General features: G+C 64.6%; 21 protein-coding genes and 1 tRNA gene. 13 read left to right on the forward strand and 9 right to left on the reverse strand.

Annotated elements, in window-relative coordinates; translation table 11 throughout:
- Nucleotides 1–74: 74 nt before the first annotated feature.
- Nucleotides 75–1,355 (forward strand): phosphopyruvate hydratase, encoded by a 1,281-nt coding sequence (gene eno / locus GUY30_RS05640; RefSeq protein ID WP_062861336.1) that lies wholly within the window; start codon nucleotides 75–77, stop codon nucleotides 1,353–1,355.
- Nucleotides 1,356–1,830: 475 nt separating this feature from the next.
- Here the strand turns inward: eno and GUY30_RS05645 are convergent, their stop codons facing one another.
- Complete coding sequence (locus GUY30_RS05645) at nucleotides 1,831–2,826, reverse strand: DUF559 domain-containing protein (RefSeq protein ID WP_228281722.1); 996 nt, start codon at nucleotides 2,824–2,826, stop codon at nucleotides 1,831–1,833.
- A gap of 629 nt (nucleotides 2,827–3,455) precedes the next feature.
- On the opposite strand from GUY30_RS05645, the gene GUY30_RS05650 reads away from it, so the two are divergent.
- From GUY30_RS05650 to GUY30_RS05670, 5 genes are all read left to right on the forward strand, one after another.
- On the forward strand, nucleotides 3,456–3,851 hold the full coding sequence (locus GUY30_RS05650; protein ID WP_228281723.1) for an FtsB family cell division protein: 396 nt from the start codon (nucleotides 3,456–3,458) through the stop codon (nucleotides 3,849–3,851).
- A complete protein-coding gene (locus tag GUY30_RS05655) occupies nucleotides 3,851–4,378 on the forward strand; it encodes a DUF501 domain-containing protein (protein WP_167194832.1) in 528 nt (175 codons plus the stop codon). Before GUY30_RS05650 ends, GUY30_RS05655 begins: the two co-directional genes overlap by 1 nt.
- An 8-nt stretch (nucleotides 4,379–4,386) precedes the next feature.
- Entirely contained in the window at nucleotides 4,387–5,334 is a 948-nt protein-coding gene (locus GUY30_RS05660) for a Ppx/GppA phosphatase family protein (protein WP_167194835.1), read from the forward strand.
- Nucleotides 5,331–6,575 carry a S8 family peptidase gene (locus GUY30_RS05665; protein ID WP_167194838.1) on the forward strand — a complete coding sequence of 415 codons (1,245 nt, stop codon included), beginning with the start codon at nucleotides 5,331–5,333 and terminating at the stop codon, nucleotides 6,573–6,575. Before GUY30_RS05660 ends, GUY30_RS05665 begins: the two co-directional genes overlap by 4 nt.
- Before the next feature lie 91 nt (nucleotides 6,576–6,666).
- Nucleotides 6,667–8,040, forward strand: a complete 1,374-nt coding sequence (locus GUY30_RS05670; RefSeq protein WP_167194841.1) for an NAD(P)/FAD-dependent oxidoreductase — start codon at nucleotides 6,667–6,669, stop codon at nucleotides 8,038–8,040.
- A 160-nt stretch (nucleotides 8,041–8,200) separates the two neighbouring features.
- Here GUY30_RS05670 and GUY30_RS05675 read toward each other — a convergent pair whose 3' ends face one another.
- On the reverse strand, nucleotides 8,201–8,806 hold the full coding sequence (locus GUY30_RS05675) for an NAD(P)-dependent oxidoreductase (RefSeq protein WP_167194844.1): 606 nt from the start codon (nucleotides 8,804–8,806) through the stop codon (nucleotides 8,201–8,203).
- A gap of 114 nt (nucleotides 8,807–8,920) precedes the next feature.
- Here GUY30_RS05675 and GUY30_RS05680 point away from each other — a divergent pair, with 114 nt between their 5' ends.
- A complete protein-coding gene (locus GUY30_RS05680) occupies nucleotides 8,921–9,310 on the forward strand; it encodes a winged helix-turn-helix transcriptional regulator (RefSeq protein WP_167194847.1) in 390 nt (129 codons plus the stop codon).
- Here GUY30_RS05680 and GUY30_RS05685 read toward each other — a convergent pair.
- Nucleotides 9,298–9,777 carry a hypothetical protein gene (locus tag GUY30_RS05685; protein WP_167194850.1) on the reverse strand — a complete coding sequence of 160 codons (480 nt, stop codon included), beginning with the start codon at nucleotides 9,775–9,777 and terminating at the stop codon, nucleotides 9,298–9,300. The two genes, GUY30_RS05680 and GUY30_RS05685, sit on opposite strands and share 13 nt — an antisense overlap.
- Before the next feature lie 71 nt (nucleotides 9,778–9,848).
- Here GUY30_RS05685 and bioB point away from each other — a divergent pair, with 71 nt between their 5' ends.
- From bioB to bioD, 4 genes are read left to right on the forward strand one after another with little or no spacing between them, the layout of a single operon-like run.
- Entirely contained in the window at nucleotides 9,849–11,069 is a 1,221-nt protein-coding gene (gene bioB / locus GUY30_RS05690) for a biotin synthase BioB (RefSeq protein WP_167194853.1), read from the forward strand.
- Between the two features lie 13 nt (nucleotides 11,070–11,082).
- Nucleotides 11,083–12,408: an adenosylmethionine--8-amino-7-oxononanoate transaminase gene (locus GUY30_RS05695; protein ID WP_167194856.1), complete on the forward strand. Its 1,326-nt coding sequence runs from the start codon at nucleotides 11,083–11,085 to the stop codon at nucleotides 12,406–12,408.
- Entirely contained in the window at nucleotides 12,405–13,538 is a 1,134-nt protein-coding gene (locus GUY30_RS05700) for an aminotransferase class I/II-fold pyridoxal phosphate-dependent enzyme (RefSeq protein WP_167194859.1), read from the forward strand. Before GUY30_RS05695 ends, GUY30_RS05700 begins: the two co-directional genes overlap by 4 nt.
- Complete coding sequence (gene bioD, locus GUY30_RS05705; RefSeq protein WP_167194862.1) at nucleotides 13,535–14,344, forward strand: ATP-dependent dethiobiotin synthetase BioD; 810 nt, start codon at nucleotides 13,535–13,537, stop codon at nucleotides 14,342–14,344. The genes GUY30_RS05700 and bioD overlap by 4 nt, the downstream gene beginning before the upstream one ends.
- Nucleotides 14,345–14,412: 68 nt before the next feature.
- Here the strand turns inward: bioD and GUY30_RS05710 are convergent.
- Nucleotides 14,413–14,489: transfer RNA gene (locus GUY30_RS05710), tRNA-Leu, on the reverse strand.
- A 90-nt stretch (nucleotides 14,490–14,579) separates the two neighbouring features.
- Here GUY30_RS05710 and GUY30_RS05715 point away from each other — a divergent pair.
- Both GUY30_RS05715 and ppk2 read left to right on the forward strand, forming a co-directional pair.
- A complete protein-coding gene (locus tag GUY30_RS05715) occupies nucleotides 14,580–15,866 on the forward strand; it encodes an MFS transporter (protein WP_167194865.1) in 1,287 nt (428 codons plus the stop codon).
- Between the two features lie 67 nt (nucleotides 15,867–15,933).
- A complete protein-coding gene (gene ppk2, locus GUY30_RS05720) occupies nucleotides 15,934–16,836 on the forward strand; it encodes a polyphosphate kinase 2 (protein WP_127364114.1) in 903 nt (300 codons plus the stop codon).
- 136 nt (nucleotides 16,837–16,972) lie between these two features.
- On the opposite strand, the gene GUY30_RS05725 is transcribed toward ppk2, so the two are convergent.
- From GUY30_RS05725 to GUY30_RS05745, 5 genes are all read right to left on the reverse strand, one after another.
- Nucleotides 16,973–18,148 (reverse strand): TIGR01906 family membrane protein, encoded by a 1,176-nt coding sequence (locus GUY30_RS05725; protein ID WP_228281725.1) that lies wholly within the window; start codon nucleotides 18,146–18,148, stop codon nucleotides 16,973–16,975.
- Between the two features lie 94 nt (nucleotides 18,149–18,242).
- Nucleotides 18,243–19,169 carry an AEC family transporter gene (locus GUY30_RS05730; RefSeq protein ID WP_167194868.1) on the reverse strand — a complete coding sequence of 309 codons (927 nt, stop codon included), beginning with the start codon at nucleotides 19,167–19,169 and terminating at the stop codon, nucleotides 18,243–18,245.
- A gap of 84 nt (nucleotides 19,170–19,253) precedes the next feature.
- Entirely contained in the window at nucleotides 19,254–19,571 is a 318-nt protein-coding gene (locus GUY30_RS05735) for a hypothetical protein (protein WP_228281727.1), read from the reverse strand.
- A 139-nt stretch (nucleotides 19,572–19,710) separates the two neighbouring features.
- Nucleotides 19,711–20,139, reverse strand: a complete 429-nt coding sequence (locus tag GUY30_RS05740; protein ID WP_167194874.1) for a YidH family protein — start codon at nucleotides 20,137–20,139, stop codon at nucleotides 19,711–19,713.
- Entirely contained in the window at nucleotides 20,139–20,531 is a 393-nt protein-coding gene (locus GUY30_RS05745) for a YidH family protein (protein WP_167194876.1), read from the reverse strand. Before GUY30_RS05745 ends, GUY30_RS05740 begins: the two co-directional genes overlap by 1 nt.
- Nucleotides 20,532–20,617: the final 86 nt, after the last annotated feature.

Below are 20,617 nucleotides of genomic sequence, written 5' to 3' on the forward strand. Positions count from 1 at the left end.
CTGATCGCGCGGTGCATTAAGCTGTCCTGCAGGCACATGTTCCCCATGTGAAACCAAACGCTAAGGAGTACTCAGTGGCCGAGATCGTTGCCGCAAACGCCCGTGAAATCCTGGATTCCCGGGGAAATCCCACCGTCGAGGTGGAAGTGCTGTTGGCCGATGAGTCCGTCGGTCGTGCCGGCGTTCCCTCCGGTGCCTCCACCGGTGAGTTCGAAGCCGTGGAGCTGCGCGACGGAGATCCGGAGCGCTACCTGGGTAAGGGCGTCACCCAGGCCGTCGACGCCGTCGTCGACGAAATCCACGAAGTCATCGTCGGACTCGAGAGCGACGATCAGCGACTCGTCGACCAGGCGCTCATCGAACTCGACGGCACCGACAACAAGTCCCGCATCGGTGCGAACGCGATGCTCGGCACCTCGCTGGCCGTGGCCCGCGCCGCAGCGGTCTCGGCCGACCTGCCCCTCTACCGCTACCTCGGCGGACCGAACGCGCACGTCATGCCCGTGCCGATGATGAACATCCTCAACGGCGGATCCCATGCCGACTCGAACGTCGACATCCAGGAATTCATGATCGCCCCGATCGGCGCCGCCAGCTTCCACGAAGCACTGCAGTGGAGCGTCGAGGTCTACCACGCGCTCAAGGGAGTGCTCAAGGAACGCGGACTCTCTACCGGACTCGGCGACGAGGGCGGATTCGCTCCGAACCTCGACTCGAACGCAGCGGCACTCGACCTCATCATCGAAGCCATCGACATCGCCGGCCACCGTCCCGGGCGGGACATCGCCGTGGCCCTCGACGTGGCATCCTCGGAGTTCTACTCCGACGGAGTCTACGAGTTCGAAGGCGGCAAGAAGACCGCCGAAGAGATGGCCGCCTACTACGAAGAGCTGTTGGCGAAGTACCCGCTCGTCTCGATCGAGGACCCCCTCGACGAGAACGACTGGGACGGCTGGGCGACTCTGACCGAGACGATCGGTTCGAAGGTCCAGCTCGTCGGCGACGACCTGTTCGTGACCAACCCCGAGCGTCTGCAGCGCGGAATCGACAACGCCACGGCGAACTCGCTGCTGGTCAAGGTCAACCAGATCGGCACCCTGACCGAGACCCTCGACGCGGTGTCGCTAGCACAGACGAACGGCTACACGACGATGATCTCGCACCGTTCCGGCGAAACCGAGGACACGACCATCGCCGACCTGGCCGTGGCGACCAACGCCGGTCAGATCAAGGCTGGTGCGCCGGCACGATCGGAGCGCGTTGCGAAGTACAACCAGCTGCTGCGCATCGAAGAGCAGCTCGGCGATGCCGCACGCTACGCCGGCCGCGGCGCCTTCCCGCGCTTCGAAGCCTGAGGCGAGCCGCTAGGCACTGAACTCCCCGAGGCGGGGCCGGACGATCACATCGATCGCCCGGCCCCGCCTCGGCGTTTCTCACTTCGGCATACTGTCGCTTGTCGCGCCATCGCGACGATTCGCTGCCATCGCCAGGCGGGCGCTTGTCGCGCCATCGCGACGATTCGCTGCCATCGCCAGGCGGGCGCTTGTCGCGCCACCGCGACGATTCGCTGGTGCCGGCACCGTTCGTCCGCGCCACCACTTGTCACCAGTAGTCGCAAATCAGCCTCTTGGCCGTTCACCCGCGCGTTTCTCGCAATTCACACCGGTGCAGCACTCTGACGAGCTGCCGCGAGTGATGGATGGTCGAGCAACTGTAGGAGCTGCCACTTGCCGATCGGGATGACCTCGCGTTTATCGCACGGCCGGTGCCGCTGAACTCGAGCTAAGAGGAGTGGGATGCGGCTGACAGTGCGGGATGCTTACTGCAGGTTCAGGCATGAGCCCGCTGTGAACAGCGAATGGCTCGGAGGATCTCTTCGAACTTCGCTTCCTCGAAGAGTTCCTTCCAGCTGATTCGGATCACACGCCAGCCGCGATCGCGCAGCCACTGCTCTCGACGACGTTCCTCTTCGAGCTCTTGCCGAGGAACACCAGAGCCGAGATAGAGCTTGCCGATCCCGTCGATTTCGACGATGAGCCGCGCCCGCTGGTGACAGAAGTCGACCCGTATGTCGCGGTTCAGACTGTCGGCGCGGAATGTGACCTGTGGTTCCAAGCCGGTGATTCCATGTTCGTAGAATCGCACTGCGGCGACCGCCTCGGCGGGGGATTCTCTGAGCGAATCAGCGAGGTCGATGGCCAGTCGGGTCTTCTTGACGTTGCGCTTCTCCACGCATCTATCGAGTGTCGCGAGGATGTTCTCTTTGGTCGTGAGTTTCCGGTGCAGCGCATCATCGATCATGGGCACGGAGACGTCGAGGTTGTAGCTGCGGGCGACGTCGATGAGTGTGCGTTCGAGCGTAGTGACCTCGGCTCCATCGATCGTTGTGCGATGTTCCTTGGGGATGACATTGCCGCGGACGTGGATGGTTTTGAACTTGCGATTGATTCCTGGTCGCACGACCTCGACCTGGTGCGTCACTGGGTGAGAGATCGGCAGATTGTGGATGAGCGCAGCGGAGATGTGCGAGAAGACCTCCGCCGGTGGGTTCGGCTTCGAGTCGTCGGTTCTCCGATCGGACCGTTGGGCGAAATGAGCCATCACCGAGGCGTTGAGATTGTTGATCTCGTCGCGATTGTCTCCGTGTTCGATGAAGGCTTGGTGGATCTGTTCGTCGATGCTCGCCCACAGAGGACGATGGAAGTCCAAGTCGCAGACACGACTGACGAGATATGTGCCGCGTGACAGTCGTCGCAGACAGCATCGGCGGGCGCGTCTGATGTCGCTGTGATTGAAGCCGAGGCGGACGATTTCTTCGGTGCTCAACAGTTTGTACATGAATTCAAAATGCTACAAACAGCAATAAACTGCAATAGGCGCTTGTTCAGCTGTGTATAACTCTGTGGAAAGGGAACATCTCGAGCGGGAGGGGCGGGTCGGTTCAGCTGGTCGCAGGTGGCAATTTGCCGGCATCAGCCACCCGGAGACGCAAAACGCACCGCAGGAGCGGGGCGGTTTACTGCTGTGGGTGAGGGATGCCTCCGCAGGTGTAGGAGAAGCGACTGCCGAGAGGGTTTGGCGGCGGAGGCGAGGGGTGCCCGCGTGGGAGGGACCGAGGCGGCGCGCGGGGCTGCGATAGTTCAGGACAGGGAGGCGTCCGGAGGAGGGGCAGGCAGCAGGGCTGAGGGGCGGAGCGGCGCGGGCGGGGGAAGAGGGAGCGCGCGGCAACGTGATGGAGGATACGTGAGAATCGAACACGCCACGAGCCCGAAATCCTCGCGCAGAGAATGCGGACACGGCACACTTGGAGATGTTGCGACACTCTTCCCCGATCCCCAGTCGCAGAGGAAAGAAGCATGGTTCCGAGTAAGCCCAGAAGAAGTGCCCCGAAATCGGCTCCTGGCAAAGCCACTCCTCGTCGACGCCCGAAACCGGTCATCGAATCCGATGCCGACATGGACGCCGAGGCGAGGGGCCGCCGTATGTCGATGCGCACCGGCATCTTCCTCTTCGTCATCGCCATCGTCCTCCTCGCATTCCTCTCGCCCCTGAACTCCGCGCTCAAGCAGGCCCAGCAGATCGCGGCCCTCAACGACGAAATCGAGACGACGAAAGCCGAGGTCAATAGCCTCGAGGAGAAGAACGAGAACCTCAGGGACCCTGACTACATCAAGCGCAAGGCACGCGAGGACCAGTACTACGTGGAGAAGGGCAAGAACGCGGTCATCGTCACGAATCAGGAGGCCGTGGACGAGGAATTGGAGTCCGAGCGGCCGGTTCGCAAGCAGGCCTGGTACCTTGAGTTGCTGGAGTCCATTCAGGAGACAGGCAACACCGTGGAGAAGAGCTGATGATCACAGAGTGCACCGAGGCGGATTTCGCTGTCCTCCAAGACCAACTCGGACGCATTCCCCGAGGCGTCGTCGGCATCGCCGCCCGCAGCACTTCCGGTGAACCCCTCGTCGTCGCCACGGCTCCGCGCCTCGAGGACGGCACACCGTTCCCGACGACCTTCTACCTCACCCACCCCGCCTATGTGGCCGAATGCTCACGGCTGGAAGCATCGGGAATCATGGCCGAATGGACCGCCGAGATCGGTGAAGACGAAGAACTCGCCGCCGCCTACGCCGCCGCACACCGAGCCTACCTCGACGTCCGCTCAGAGATCGGCTCCGCCGCCGGCCTGGCGGAAGTCGAAGAGATCAAGGACTACTCCGCCGGCGGAATGCCGAATCGGGTCAAATGCCTCCACGCCCTCGTCGGCCATTCGCTGTCCGCCGGGCTCGGCGTCAACCCGATCGGTGACCGTGCACTGTCGTTCATGACCGAAGTGCCGCCCCTCGCCGAAGCCGCTGCCACCACCGAACCGACCGACTAGGACCTGCCATGCGTGTTGCTGCCTTCGACTGCGGGACGAACTCCCTGCGCCTGCTCATCGCCGATGTCGCCGCCGACGGCACCCTCACGGACCTGCGCCGCGAAACCCGGGTCGTCCGCCTCGGCCAAGGTGTCGACGCCACCGGCGAGTTCGCTCCCGAAGCGCTTGAGCGCACCTTCGCCGTGGCAAAGGAATTCGCCGAGGTGGCCGCCGAGTACCAGCCGGAGAAGCTGAGATTCGTCGCGACCTCGGCCAGCCGCGACGTGAAGAACCGTGATGAGTTCTTCGCCGGGATTTTCTCGATCTTGGGCGTTGTTCCCGACGTCATCGCAGGAGAGGAAGAGGCCCGTCTGTCCTTCCTTGGCGCCACTGCCGGCCTCAAGGAGGCTGACGGACCGTATGTCGTCATGGACCTCGGCGGCGGATCCACCGAACTCGTCCTCGGCCACGAGGATGTCCAAGCGGCAGTGAGCATGGACATCGGCTCGGTGCGTCTGACCGAGCGCCATATGCCAGTCGAGACTCCTTCCGAGGACCAGATCCAGGCAGCGCTTGCCGATATCGACAGGCAGCTCGACCAGGCCGCGCAGATCGTCGACTTCTCCGCCCCGCGCACCTTCATCGGCGTCGCCGGCACCGTCACCACCATCACCGCAGGCATCCTCGGACTCGAGAGCTACCAGCGTGAGCGCATCCACGGCGCCCACATCAGCGTCGCGGACGTGGCAGAAGAATCCCGCAAACTCCTGGCCATGCACCGTCAGGAACGCACGGACCTGCCGTATATGCATCCCGGACGCGTCGATGTCATCGGCGCGGGATCGCTGCTCTTCGCCCGGATCGTCGCTCGCTTCGACCAGGCAGTGACAGCCGCCGGAGGATCACTCGATATTCGGATCTCCGAAACCGACATCCTCGACGGGACCGCACTCGACCTCGCGCTGACGAGCTCGTGAGAGCCGCCGCTCGACTCCTCGCCGTCACGGCCGTCGTCCTCGGCCTCGTCGTCGGCACCACCCAGCCGGTCGTGGCCGCACCGAAGGCCGGGCCGGGCCAGTGGTTCATCAAGGACTACGGAATCGACAAGGTCTGGAAGAAGTCCACGGGCAAGGGCGTCAAGGTCGCTGTCATCGACTCCGGCGTCAACACCGACCACGAAGACCTCAAAGGCGTGGTGAAGAAATCCAAGGATTTCAGCGGATTGGGCAAGGACGGCAAGACCCCGATCGGCGGGAAGACCACGATTCACCATGGCACCGCCGTGGCCGGTGTCATCGCCGGGCGAGGAGTCGGCGCCGGACCGACCGGAGTCGCCCCGGACGCAGAGATCCTCTCGGCATCGATGTGGCTCGGACCCGACCGCCCGAAGGAATCCGGATCGACCCGCGAACAGGCCGATGAGGCCATCCGGTGGGCCGTCGACTCCGGCGCGAAGGTCATCAATATGTCTCTGGGCTGGGACGATCCGGGCTGGCCGGAGAGCTGGGACGAGTCCTTCGCCTACGCCTACAAGAAGGACGTGCTCATCGTCGCCTGCGTCGGCAACGCCTCGCAGGGCGCGACCCAGGCGTGGTCGCCGTCGACCGTGCCTGGCGTCATCGGGGTGGGCGGACTCGACAAGAACGGCAAGGTTCTCGAGGACTCCACCGCGCCCGGCACCGCCGTCGACCTCATGGGCCCCGCCAAAGACATTCCCATCCCGTACTACAGCGGCGGCTACGCCGAAGGTCAGGGATGCTCCTTCGCCTCACCTGTCGTCTCCGGTGTGGCGGCCCTCATCCGGTCCGAGAACCCGGATCTCAGCGCCGACGAGGTCCGAGCCAAGCTGCAGTCGAGTGCCAAACCGGTGGACGGTCACAAGGGCGTGAGCAAGAAGGGCAAGCCCGACCCGATCGTCGGCTGGGGGCGCGTCGACCCACGAGCCGCCGTCAAGGCGAAAGTGCCCAAGGACGTGTCCTCCGCCGAGGATGAGCTGGCGGATTGGGTGAAGATGCATCGTCGCGGGGATGCGAAGTCAGAAGAGACCGAAACCGCCGCACCGGATGAGACCGAGAGCCCGAAGGCTCTCGCACCGACCGATATCGTCGCCACGCAGTCGACGCCGACTCTCGGCTTCGCCGTTCTCGGCGCCGGAGCCCTGATCGCCGTGGTCCTCATGATCGTCTCGATCGTCTCCTTCGCCCGCCGTCGCCGCTGAGACCGGGCGCAGAAACTGCTCTGATCTGGGGCGTTCGAGTCCGTGGGACAAACAATTAGTGAAAGTTTTCACAAGGGTCTAGCATGGGGATATGGCACTCATCAGAAACTCAAAACTGCGTCCACGAATCCTCGTCGTCGGTGGCGGCTCGGTCGGCCTGCTCGCCGCTCAGAATCTGTTGAAGAACCTCGGTCGGGGTGAAGCCACCGTCACCGTGGTCGATCCCAACCCGTACATGACCTACCTGCCGTTCCTCCCCGAGGTGGCAGCCGGGTCGATCGAGCCCCGTCACGCTGTGGTGCCGTTGCGCCGCAACCTGCCGGGTGGCGAGGTCATCACCGCGAAGGTCACCTCGATCAACCATGCCGAGAAGTTCGCCACCATCGAACCTGAGAACGATGAGGCGTTCGAACTCGACTACGACCACATCGTCCTCGCCTCCGGTTCGGTCGCGCGTGCGCTGCCGATCCCGGGCCTGAAGGAGAACGCGATCGCGCTCAAGCGCATCGAAGAGGCCGTCGCCCTGCGCGACCACCTTCTCTCCCGCCTGGCCGACGCCGCTCTGATGGAAGACGACGAAGAGCGTCGCAAGGCCCTGACCTTCGTCTTCGTCGGCGGCGGATTCGCCGGCATCGAGCTGCTCACCGAACTCGAGGACATGGTTCGTTCGGCCGTTGCCCAGTACGAGACGCTGACCGAAGCCGATGTCCGCTTCGTCCTCGTCGAGGCCCTCGGCCGCGTCATGCCCGAGGTCGGCGAGGCTCAGGCCCGTTGGGTCGTCGAGCACATGCGCGAACGCGGAATCGACGTCTACCTCGAGACGTTCCTCCAGGACTGCACCGACAAGCACGTCAAGCTCTCGAACGGTGAAGAGTTCGACGCTGACACGATCGTGTGGTCCGCCGGTGTCAAGGCCAACCCGGTGCTCATCGACTCCGACCTGCCGATCAACGAACGCGGCAATGTCACCGTACGCGCCGACCTGCGGGTCGAGGGCGATGACGGTGTCGTCGAGGGTGCTTGGGCCGCTGGCGACAACGCCGCGGTTCCCGACCTGTCCGGCGGCGGAGTGGCAGGCTTCTGCGTGCCCAACGCTCAGCACGCTGTGCGTCAGGCTCCTGTGCTGGCCGCCAACGTGCTCGCGGCTCTGCGCGGAGAGACCGAGTTCAAGCAGTACTTCCACAAGACCATCGGTACGGTCGCCGGTCTGGGCGTGTACAAGGGCGTCTCACAGATGGGTGATTTCGAAGCCCGCGGAATCCTCGCTTGGCTCATGCACCGCGCCTACCACGGCTACGCCATCCCGACCATGGACCGCAAGGTTCGGGTCTTCGGCAACTGGTTCGTCAGCGCCGTCCTCGGCCGCGACGTTACGCCGCTGGCAGACCTCGATGTTCCGCGTAAGAACTTCGTCGAAGCCGCGAACTCGAAGCCGGCTCCGAAGAAGGAGCCTGCAAAGGCCTGATTTCAGGCGGCCGGTGCCATCTGGTCACCTGCCCTGATGAGACGACAGCGCCGGGGATGCATCTGCATCCCCGGCGCTGTCATGTTCGCATGACCGCGAGTGGCTGGCTCTCCTCTGGGCGTCGGGATCCGCCGCGCATGGTCATCGACCGTCAGTTCGGTCAGTTCGCGACGGTGAACCGGACGTCGATGTGCTTCGGTTCAACGATCTCGTCGACCATGGCGACCGCGAAGTCCTCGGCCGAGATTGCGTCACCGGCCGGGACCTCCAGCTCGGTCTTGTACGAACCCGTGCGCTTCCCGGGGGCGATCTCCGGTGCGGGGGAGATGAGCGTCCAGGGCGACCAGTTGCCTGTCCGCAGCAGCTCGAGCGCTCGGGTGCCGGTCTCCGATTCGGCCTTGTAGATCGCGGGGAAGCCCTCGGTGTCCTTGAGCATGGTGTCGCCGACCCACAGGGAACCGGCGCCGCCGACGACGAAGATGCGGGTGTTGCCGCTGTTCTCGGCCAAGGTCTTCAGGGCGTCGAGCCACTCCTGGTGGTCCCCGCCGGTGCGGCTGGGACCGGTGGTGGAGACGATGATGTCGTGTTCGGCGGCGATGCGGGCGTCGAACTCGGCATCGGCCATATCGCCCTTGATGCTGCGGGCGGCACCGGGCACGTCGCTGCCCGAGCGGGTGATGCCGGTGATGTCGAGGCCGCGGCCGGCCGCCTCGGCGGTGACGCGGGAGCCGATCATTCCGGATGCTCCGAAGAGTGCGATCTTCATGGTGTGTCCCTTTCTGCTGCGGCGTCGGGTTCGCGGCGCCGAGGTGGTTTCTTCTGTGATGACATCATGACACTATCGTTTGGAAAGGGAGTACCTCAAAGATACTATTGGGATATGAGAATCAGAGAATCTTGGGAAGGCGATGCCTTCGATCCGGAGTGCCCCACCCGAGTCATCCTCGATCGGGTCGGTGACAAGTGGACGGTGCTCATCATCGAGATCCTCGATGACAGCCCGAAGCGCTTCGGCGAGATCCGACAGGCGATCGGGGGCATCACCCCGAAGGTGCTCACCTCGACGCTGCGATCACTCGTCGCCGACGGCTTGGTGACCAGGCAGTCGTTTGGGGAGGTGCCCCCGCGGGTGGAGTATTCGCTCACCGATCTCGGTCGCTCGCTGCAGGCTCCCGTGACCGCGCTGCGGAGGTGGGCCGAGCGCAATGTCGCCGAGTTGATCGACAATCGTGATCGCCAGGCCGAGATCGATGATGCTCAGGCGCGCTGATCGGCCTTGCGGGTGAGTTCGCCGAGGACGGTGATGAGCTCTCTCAGGCGGCCCGCGGCGCGGTAGGTGCGCGGTGAACCCGAGTACACCCAGTTGTTCGTGATGATCGAGGCGCTGCCGTTGTTCGTCGCCACCTTGAACTCTCCGACAGTGAGCGTCGCGAGGTGATCCTCGACGAGGCGGCGCCGCAGCTCCGGTCCCATCTGCACCCAATGATCGGCGGCCTCGAAATCAATGTCCGACCAGTCGGCTCCCGACTCACGGTAGGCGAGAGGACGGTAGGGGGCGTCGATGCATGCGTTCAGCGACGGCGCCTCGGTGCCGATGTCCGGGCCGGAGTTGGAGTCGTCGGCAGCGCTGTCGACGGCGATGAGTACGGCGGGCCCGGCCGCCTCGGCGAGGTTCGGATCATCGGTGCCGTCGACGAACCGGGGATGATCGCCGGCGGTGAGAAGTACGAAGGTCATAACACCATTCTGCCTGTTCGGGCGGAGAGTGTGATTTGGCACTCTATTGAACAGTGTTCAATAATGACAACATGGATAGCTATCAAAAACTCGCCGAGCGCGTGCTCGCCGGCGATCCGGCCAGCGCCTCCGATGCCCGCACGATCCTGTCGTCGTCCGACGAGGACCTCCTCGACCTTGTCGCCGCTGCCTCCCGGCTGCGCCGCGAACATTTCGGCAATCGCGTCAAGGTCAACTACCTCGTCAACCTCAAATCGGGACTCTGCCCGGAGGACTGCGGATACTGCTCGCAGCGTTTGGGCTCAGAAGCCGACATTCTCAAGTACTCATGGCTGCCGAAGGATGAGGCGAAGCGGCAGGCGGAATTCGGTCTGGCAGGGGGAGCCTCGCGGGTCTGCCTCGTCGCGTCCGGACGCGGTCCTTCGAACCGGGACGTCGAGCGCGTCTCGGGGATGGTCGAGGAGATCAAGACATCCAGTCCCGACGTCGAGGTCTGCGCCTGCCTCGGGTTCCTCAAGGACGGTCAGGCACAGCGACTCAAGGACGCCGGTGTCGACGCGTACAACCACAACCTCAACACTGCCGAATCTCTCTACCCCGATATCTGCACGACTCATACGTTCGCCGACCGTGTCGACACCGTGGACAAGGCGCGTGGTGCAGGGCTCTCCCCGTGCTCGGGGCTGATCGTCGGAATGGGGGAGACGGACGAGCAGATCATCGAGGCGATCGAATCGCTCAAGGCCGTTGACTCCGATTCGATCCCGGTCAACTTCCTCATTCCCTTCGACGGCACACCGCTCGAAGGAACCTGGACTCTGACCCCGCAGCATTGCCTGCGGATTCTCTGCGCCGTGCGATTCCTGTGCCCGGACCGCGAGCTGCGCATCGCCGGAGGTCGGGAGATGCACCTGCGTACGCTGCAGCCGCTGTCGCTGCATGTGGCCAATTCGCTCTTCCTCGGCGACTATCTGACCTCGGAGGGGCAGGCCGCCGAGGAAGACCTCGACATGATCGTCGATGGAGGCTTCGAGATCGTCGGGGCAGAGAGTGCCGAACTACTGCGTGATGAGCTCAAGGCTCACCGGGCAGCCCATCAGGCCGCCTTCGCCGAGGTGGCGCCCGGTGACATGAAGAGCGACGGAACGTCCGCTGAGGCAGCAAAGTCCGCGAGCACCCTGCCGTGCGGCAAACCTCTGCCGACGGCTGGTCAAGAAGCCGACGACTCCGGAGTGATGATTCCGACGATCCGGCGCCGCGGCGCGGGCACAGAGCACGCGCCCAATGTCTGAGGCGGGACAACGGATGCCGACGAGCACGCTCGAGCGCGATTCCGGCCTGCTGTGGCACCCCTACGGTCCGCTCGACGCCGGCGCGCACTTCTCGGTCACCGGCGCAGATGGGCCCTATGTGGAGTTGCGCGATGCTTCGGGATCGGCGCATCGACTGCTCGACGGGATGAGCTCGTGGTGGTCGGTCGTCCACGGATACCAACATCCGGTCATGGATGCGGCACTGACCACCCAGATCGGATCGTTCTCGCACGTCATGTTCGGCGGTCTCACCCATGAACCGGCCGTCGAACTAGCCGAGCGGCTCGTCGCAGTCACACCGGACGGACTCGACCATGTCTTCCTCGCAGACTCGGGTTCGGTCTCGGTCGAAGTCGCGCTCAAGCTCGCCATCCAATACCAGCTGGCCCGCGGCCGCGACCGCAGGCGCTTCCTTGCCCTCGAAGGTGCCTACCATGGTGACACCACCGGGGCGATGAGCGTGTGCGGCCCAGTTGGGGGAATGCACAACGATTTCGCCGGGCTGCTCGCAACCCAGCTGTTCCTGCCTCGTCCGCCGTTGCCGGAGGCATCCGCTGCCGAGGTGCACGAATGGTTGGTCACGGCTGAAAACCTCGTCGATGCGCACGGGGCAGAGATCGCCGGCATCATCGTCGAACCCCTCTTCCAAGGTGCCGGAGGTATGCGCCCATATCACCCCGCCGCCCTGCAGTCACTGCGGCGGTTGGCCACCGAGATCGATGCCGTACTCATCGCCGACGAGATCGCCACCGGCTTCGGACGCGCGGGCTCTGACTTCGCCTGTCGAGCCGCGGGGATCACCCCGGACGTCATGTGCCTGGGCAAGGCTCTGACCGGCGGCTATCTCACATTGGCGGCGCTGCTGTGCAGTGGAACGGTTGCCGACGTCATCACCACTTCGTCCCACCGGGCGCTCATGCACGGGCCCACGTTCATGGCGAATCCCCTGGCGTGTGCTGCGGCAAATGCGTCGGTCGGCCTCCTCATCGATGACGAGACGAGCGGCTGGGAGCCGGCCATTGGACGGATCGCTCAGGCCCTCGAAACGGGGCTCGCTCCAGCCAGGCGGCTGGATCACGTCATCGAGGCGCGGGTGACCGGCGGCATCGGCGTCGTCGAACTCGACCGCCCGGTCGACGTGGCTCTGACCACGCGCATAGCCTCCGAACACGGGGTGTGGCTGCGGCCGTTTCGGCAGCACATCTATACGATGCCGCCCTATATCTCGACTCCGGCGGTGGTGGACACCATCACGGAGGCGATTGTCGCGGCAGCCGCGGCACACGGGGATGGGTGCGAGTTCGAGGTTGCATCGTGAACGCCCTCTTCTCCCGCCTTTCCGCCGCCGCCGAGCGCCGAAGTACTGCCGGTCTATATCGCAGTGACCTCGTGCTCGACGGACTCGACCTCGCCTCGAACGATTACCTCGGGCTCTCGGCGCATCCGTTGGTGAGTTCCGCAGCGATCGAGGAGATCGAACGCAGCAGCACCTCGGCCAGCGCATCGCGACTCGTCACCGGGACCACACACGCCCACCACCGATTGGAAGCTGCGCTGGCCGAACGGCTGCGGCACCCTGCGTGTGTGACCTTCTCCAGCGGTTATCTGGCTAATATCGCCGCCGTCACTGCTCTGGCCGGTCCTGATACTCTCATCATCTCCGACGCCCACAACCATGCGTCACTCATCGATGCCTGCCGTCTGGCAAAAGCTCCGACGAGAATCGTCGCCCACAACGACCTGGAGGCCGTTGAAGCCGCTTTGGCCGGTCGTCAGCAGCCAGAGGCGCTTGTCGTCGTCGAATCCGTGTACTCCGTATTCGGTGACACCGCGGACCTGCCTTGTCTTCTTGACCTCTGCGTTCGTTACGACGCTCTGCTGCTCGTCGACGAAGCGCACGGGATCGGTGTGACCGGCGCCGAGACAGCCGTCGGAATGGGGGCGGCCGCCGCGGTGAGCGAATTCCGCGACCGCCTCGTGGTCACCGCCACGCTGTCGAAAGCGCTCGGCTCCCAGGGAGGGGCTGTGCTGGGAGCCGGTCTCGTCCGAGATGCTGTGGTCAACACGGCTCGCACCTTCATCTTCGACACCGGTCTTTCCCCTGCCATGGCGGCCGCAGCGCGTGCCGCACTCGACCTCGTTACCGCTGAGCGGGTGGCGTCGATGAAGGCCGCCCGCTCACAACTGGCAGCCGTACTTGATGTGCCGGTCCCGGCCGGTGCCGTGCTGTCCGTTCCCATGCCGAGTCCGGAATCAGGCGTCCGGGCGCGCGAACTGCTGTGCGAGGAGGGGATCCTCGTCGGCTGTTTCCGCCCTCCTTCGGTGCCCGACGGCATCACGCGTCTGCGGCTGACAGCTCGTGCCGGACTCAGCCCTGGGGAGCTGGCCTACGCCTGTGAGCGCATTCGGGCGGTCACCGAAATCTGCGCTGCGGAGTCGGCGGCATGATCCCGCGCTTTCTGCTCGTCACGGGAACGGACACCGGCGTCGGCAAGACCATCGCCACCGCGGCGTTGGCCGCGGCACTGAATGCGGCTGGACGTCGAGTGATCATGTGCAAGCCGATCCAGACGGGGCATATCAGGTCCGACGATCCTGAACGTGAGCAGCTCGAGTCCGATTACAGCGACGTCGTCACAGAATCCGACGCGGAGGCCGTGGCTCGGCTGACCGGCATCCATACGTTCACGAACACCACCCTCCGCCTGCCGATGGCTCCGGTTCCCGCCGCCAAAGCCGAATGGGACGGGTTCAAGTCGGTCGATGATGAGGCAGCTGGCGCTGTACCACCCGATCCGGACTCCTCAGGGGCCGACAGAGTCTCGAATCTGCCGACCGCAGCCGAGCACGTGGACTTCATCCGTACGGCACTCGCACGAACCGAAGCCGACCACGTCCTCATCGAAGGGTCCGGGGGAGTCCTCGTCGATTTCGGAGAGCATACCGTCGCAGACATCGCAGCCGGACTGTCGGAAGGAGAGAACTCGGTCGGTGCCGCTATCGTCGTCCGCTCCCGCCTAGGGACCCTCAACCACACTGCTCTCACCGCTGAAGCCCTTGAGAGACGGCGGGTTTCGACCACCGGCATCATCATCGGTTCGTGGCCCGAAAAGGCGTCTCCGGTTGACCGTGACAATTGGGCTGCACTGTCGGCGATGGCACCTGTCCTCGGAGCGATTCCCGCCGGAGTCGGAGACAGGCTCGATCGGAACGAGTTCTCTGCCCGGGCACCTGGGTGGCTGCGCCTGTCCTGATCGCAGAGGCGGTGAAGGAATCGGCCTGGTCCTCGCTGTGAATCGCCTCAGGTCAGAAGCAATTTCAATGGTCCCCCCAGTGGGACTCGAACCCACACTGAATCGATTTTAAGTCGACTGCCTCTGCCGATTGGGCTATAGGGGGAATGCTCAGAACACACTTTATCGGCAATGCCCGGCCACCGCGATCTGAGACATCCCGCGGACGATCCGGGCACACGGCTAACCTGGAGCGATGACGACGAACGGACCCACCAGACAGGCCTGGGTGATCCTCGTCGTCGGCGTCCTCACGCAGATGGCGGCGACCATCGCGATCGCCGGACCCGCCTTCCTCATCCCATACATGCACTCCGACCTCGGCTTCACACTCACCCAGGCCGGCACCGTCGCTGCCGCACCGAGCTTCGGACTCATCCTCACCCTCATCGCCTGGGGCGCATTCGCCGACCGCTTCGGCGAACGTCTGGCGATGACCTTGGGCATCGGTCTGACCGCTGTGTTCTCGGCCGCCGCGGTCCTCGTCGTCGACTCGCCGATCTGGATGGTCATCGTCATCGCAGCCTCCGGTGCCGCGGCCGCCTCGGTGAACTCTGCCTCCGGCCGCGTCGTCATGGGTTGGTTCCCCCGCCACCGCCGAGGGCTGGCCATGGGCATCCGTCAGATGTCCCAACCCCTGGGCACGAGCGTGGCCGCCGTGACCATCCCGGGGATCGCTGCGGCCGGCGGATTCCCCGCCTACCTCTGGTTCGTCGCCGCCGTGACCGGCGTACTCGCCCTCATCTGCTTCGCTCTCATCCGCAACCCACCGGACCCGACCCCCACCCGCGCCGAGGTGGCCTACCCCGACCGCGACACCGAACCGGAAGCGGAACGCCACGGACAGAACGAACAGGGCACCGCCTCGGCGGGGGAGGGGAAGCCCAGAGCCGCCTCGGCGATCAATCCCTACCGCAGCGATTCCTTCCTGTGGCGCATCCACGCGGTCTCCGCGCTCCTCGTCGTCCCGCAGTTCGCGTTCTCTACCTACGGACTCGTCTGGCTCATCGTCGTCCAGGGGATCGGCGCGGGCGCCGCCGGAGTGATCGTCGCGATCGCGCAGATCATCGGCGCGGTCGGCCGCATGGTCGTCGGCGCGCTCTCCGACCGCACGGGATCCCGCGTCGGCCTCATGCGCATCGTCGCCGTCGCCGCCGTGATATTCGTGGTGGCTATCGCCATCCTGTCGCTGACTGAGCTCCCCGCTGTCGCCGCAGTCGTCTTCATCCTCGCCTCGGCCGTCTCCGTGGCCGACAACGGACTGGCCTTCGCCTCGGTGGCCGAAGCCGCCGGACCGCGCTGGTCGGGCAAGGCGCTGGGAGCTCAGAACACGGGACAGTTCGTCATGTCGGCCCTGCTCGGCCCCGGATTCGGTGCCCTGGTGACGGCGTTCGGCTATCCGCTGTCCTTCGGACTCATCGCCATCGCGCCACTATTGAGCGTCGGAATCATCCCGCGACGCGACGTCGATCGCATAACCTGATATTCATCTCTGCGCATTATCGTGCACGAGGCACACCCCGGTGTCGACAGTGAAAGGGAAGGATCTCGTGAACAATCTGTTCCAAGAGAATCTGCGGGAGTACATCGACAAACTCCGCCTCGAGGGGTACACCGTCGAGGACAGTCAGACCACGGATCCGCACCTCATCGACCCCATGGGCCGGGCCGTCGAAACTTGGCGGGAAGGGTACCCGTACGACGAACAGATGGACCGCGAAGAGTACGAACTCGAGAAGTACAGACTGCAGGTCGAACTGCTGAAATTCCAGTACTGGGGTCAGGACACGGGCGCCAAACACGTCATCGTCTTCGAAGGTCGTGACGCTGCCGGCAAGGGCGGAACGATCAAACGCTTCACCGAACACCTCAACCCGCGTGCCGCCCGCGTCGTCGCACTCAACAAACCCTCCGACCGCGAAGCCGGGCAGTGGTACTTCCAGCGCTACATCTCCCACCTGCCCACGAGTGGGGAGATCGTCATGTTCGACCGCTCCTGGTACAACCGGGGCAACGTCGAGAGGGTCATGGGATTCTGCACCGACGGCGAATACGAGACCTTCATGGAACAGGCTCCCGTGTTCGAGAAGATGCTCATCGACTCCGGAGTCCACGTCACGAAGTTCTGGTTCTCCGTGACCCAGAGAGAGCAGCGGACCCGGTTTGCGATCCGTCAGATCGACCCGGTGCGGCGGTGGAAGCTCTCACCGATGGATCTCGAGTCCCTCGATCGCTGGGACGCCTACACGGAGGCGAAGGAAGAGACGTTCCGCCGCACGGACACCGACCACGCTCCGTGGATCACGATCAAGAGCAATGACAAGAAACGCGCCCGCCTCAACGCGATGCGCTACTTCCTCAACCAGTTCGACTATGAGGACAAAGACCCGTCGGTCGTCTACGAAGCCGACCCGCTTCTGGTCCGCCGCGGCCGTGACGCGGTCGACGACTGATTCCGGACAGAAATTCGGCCGGGTGGAAGGGGAAAGACCACCCGGCCGGAACCGTGGAGCGGGACTCGAACCCGCTGTGCAGTGACGTGCTGCTGTGCCGCCGGAGGCCGATGCTCCGGACCGCGGCGAAACCGAATCAGATCTCTGCTTCGGCGTCCTTACGTGCCTTGCGCAGCGCCCGGCGCTTCTTGTGACCGGTGAAGCTGAGCAGGAAGAGGATGATCGCCAGGAGCACGAAGAGTCCGCCGCCGGCGATGCCCGCATCGACCCAGAACTGAGGCGGGAAGAGGCGGATGAGCGAATCATCGGCGTAGAACTCCCAGGTCCCATCGGCGAAGAACACCTTGTGGAACCCGCGGAAGAAGCTGTCCCAGCCGAGGACGGCGATAACGGCGACAGCGGCCATGAAGATGATGCTGAAGATCGACCCCAGACGCACGCCTGCATGGATGCCCGATCCGTTCTTGCGGCACATGTAGATGCCGAACAGCACAGATCCGATGATGCCGACGAGAGCCACGAGGTAGAGCAGCGAGATCAGACCCTTGACGTCAGCCATATGGCCGAGCTCTTCGGAGATGAAGATCGGCTCTCCGTTGGGCATGACGATATCGGCGAGGTAGCGCCGGGAATCGAAGTTGTGCAGGTAGTCGATGACATAGGTTCCGTAGTGCTCACGGTCGGCGGCACTGAAGCCGAACTGATCGGCCGGGAATCCGGGCCGGAAGTACTCGAATTTGAGGAAGATCCCCGAGGCGACGAAGCGCACTGCCAGAGCCAACAGGACGAACGGGGTGGCGAGCATGATCCAGATCGTGCCGATGACATCGAGCACCGACCGGCGCCGCTCGGGCACCTCGGGATCGCGGACATCGGTCGACGTCGCCGCCTTCGACACTGCAGCCCAATCGGCTTCGCTCATCACCGCGGTGCGCGCGTTCTGCGGCACTTCGCGTGTGGCACCGGTATCGGTCGAAGCTGACGTCGCGGCAGCCGATTCCGTCCCCGTGGACTTCTGCGCGGAGTTCTGCTCGGCGGCACGCGTGCTCGCGGTCGCCGGCTGAGAGTGCGGATTCGTCGAATGGGCGGGAGTCACCCTCACCGGGCCCGTCGAGGGCTTCGCGTCCGCGGAATGCTCAGGGGCATCCTCGGCGATGGGATCCGTGATCGGATCGAACGCCTCGGTGTCGGTCGAGGGGTCATTTGCCGCCTCCAGAGGAGCCTGCGACTGCTTATCGGCAGCACTGGCAGACCCTGAACTCATCCGCCTGCTCAGGAGGTCTTCGGTCTCGTTCTTCTCGTCTCTGGACACATCCCCATTGTCAGCGACCACGTGGTCCAAAAGGGGGAGGACACGCCACGACGGCCGATTTCACCGGGTCCCTCGCCGAGGCGGCACCGCGGAGTCAGCCGAGGAGGGCGGCGATGATGACGAGGGCTGGAACGGACAGAACCGTGGTGATGAATACGGCGTCGCGCATGAGCGCCTCGGATTGTCGGTACTGCATCGAGTAGATGTAGACGTTCTGCGCGGTCGGCAGGGCGGAGGTGACGACGATGGCGAACAGGTCGATCCCGTCGTAGCCGAGCAGAGGTCCGCCGATGGCCCAGGCGATGACCGGCTGCGCGATGAGTTTGGCGCCGGTGATGTAACTCAGCTGGGCGCGGCTGCCCTTGACGGGGATTCCCCACCCATCCTTGAGTGAGATTCCGAAGGCCAGCAGCGCGCCGGGGACCGCGGTTGCGCCGATCATATCGATGGGTTCGAAGACGAACCGCGGCAGTTCGAAGCCCGTCGCCGACGCGACCACACCGGCAGCGGCACCCAGGACGATGGGGTTCTTGAGCACTTGGAGGATCGCGGAATACCAGTGCGAATCATGCTGCTTCTTCCCCGCACCGTCGAGCACAGCCATGCCGATGGGAGCGAGGACGAGCAGCTGGAAGAGCAGGACCGGGGCGACGTAGCCGATGTCGTGGAGGACGTACGCGGCGATCGGGATGCCCAAGTTGCCGATGTTGACGTAGCTGGTCGCCCAAGCGGAGAACATCGCCTCACCGGTGCTGCGCCGCCTGATCCACTTGGTGAGGACGAAGAGGGCGGCACCGACGATGAGTGCGGAACCGCCGGTGGCGAAGAGCGCGGTGTTGAAGATCAGCCCGAGGTCGGTCTCGGCGACCGTGACGTAGAGCAGAGTCGGGGTGCCGGCGTAGAAGACGAGCTTCGCGATGACCTGCTGGCCGTGGGGTCCGAGAACGCCGGAGCGGCCGAGGATGAGCCCGACCAGAATGACTCCGGCGATGACGGCGAAACCTTCGAATACGGCCAGCATGGGCTGCTCGGGGTCCTCGCTTCCTGCGTCTGGGACGGGCGGTGTCAGTCCGGAATCGTCGCATTCAATCTGGAACGGTTGGTGTCAGTCCGCCTCGGCGATGTCGGAGACGACGTAGGACGCTGCGGCGCTGACCGCGCTCACGGCGAACACGGCCGGCCAGGCACCGATCTTCTTCGCCAGAGGGTGTGAGGCGCCGAACCCGCCGAGATAAGCCAGGCTCAGACCGGTGGCGGCCGGCCAGCCCTTCTTCACATACCAGGAACGGGCGGCGTAGGCGCCGGCCGCGGCGAGGACGACTCCGCCGAGGGGGCGGATCCCGGTCTCGCGGGCGGTGAGGAAACCGCCGATGAGGCCGACGACGACGAGTGGAGCGGTGGAGACTTCGCGTGCATCCTTCATACCGACCAGTTTAGGCGTGCAGGTCAGCGGCTCGGACGGCGGTCTCATAACGAGGAACGGGAATCGGGTCGGGTGCGCTGGTCGGGGAATTGGTGCGATCGTGCAGGGAGTGTGCCTGTGCGATCGTTCGACAGCAGCCTCAGAGCAGGCTGATCTTGATGACCGAGGCGATGCTCAGCGCTGCGATGAGGCACACCGAGGCGGTGAGGAAGATGACGGCCCACGGGGTCGGGCGACCGCGTTCGGCCAGGATCGAGTCCGAACCGAGCCGGTAGCGCCTGACCTGCATGGCGATGGCGACGATCGCCATACCCATGCACACGACGAAGATCGCCACCGACCACCCCTGGAAGACATTGATGAAGCGCATGAAGACGAGGCTGACGACCGTCATCGTCAGACTCGTTCGCAGCCATGACTGTACGGTCCGTTCCGGCTGCAGCGCCGGATCGGCATGCGGCTGCGGGCGGGGAGAGCGCTGGGTGGGTCGCGGCAGGCGTGGCCGCCCGCGCGATGAGTGGTCTGGTTGGTGGGGTCCGGTCGATTCGGGCCCGGTCGGCTCCGACATCACAGCAGACCGGCGAACACCAGAACGAGCAGACCGGCACCCAGCGCCGAGGCGAGGCTGACGATGGGAATGATGAGCGGCAGAGGCAGCGAGGTCTTGCGACGCATCGCGGATTCGATGCGATGCCAGCGGACGGCGGCACCGGCGGCGAGGATGAAGCCGATGACCATGAGTACGATCGACAGGGTCGCCCGCAGGCCGGTGGTGAAGATCTCCGAGGTGAAGGCTTCGACGGCGATTCCGCCGCCGATGAATGCCAGAGCGGTGCGGATCCAGGACAGGAAGGTCCGCTCGTTGGCCAAGGTGAAGCGAGGATCGGGGTCGACGCCGTCGGGGAAGACCCGGCGGGCGATGCGGCTGCGGGAGTCCTGCGAAGAATTGTCGTCACTCACCCTTCGAGGATAACGGCAGACGGTATGAGACTGGTGACATGCAGGAGCTGTTGTCACCTATCATGACTGTGAACATACGGAGACCG

The organism is Brevibacterium pigmentatum (genome assembly GCF_011617465.1).
Lineage (GTDB): Bacteria > Actinomycetota > Actinomycetes > Actinomycetales > Brevibacteriaceae > Brevibacterium > Brevibacterium pigmentatum.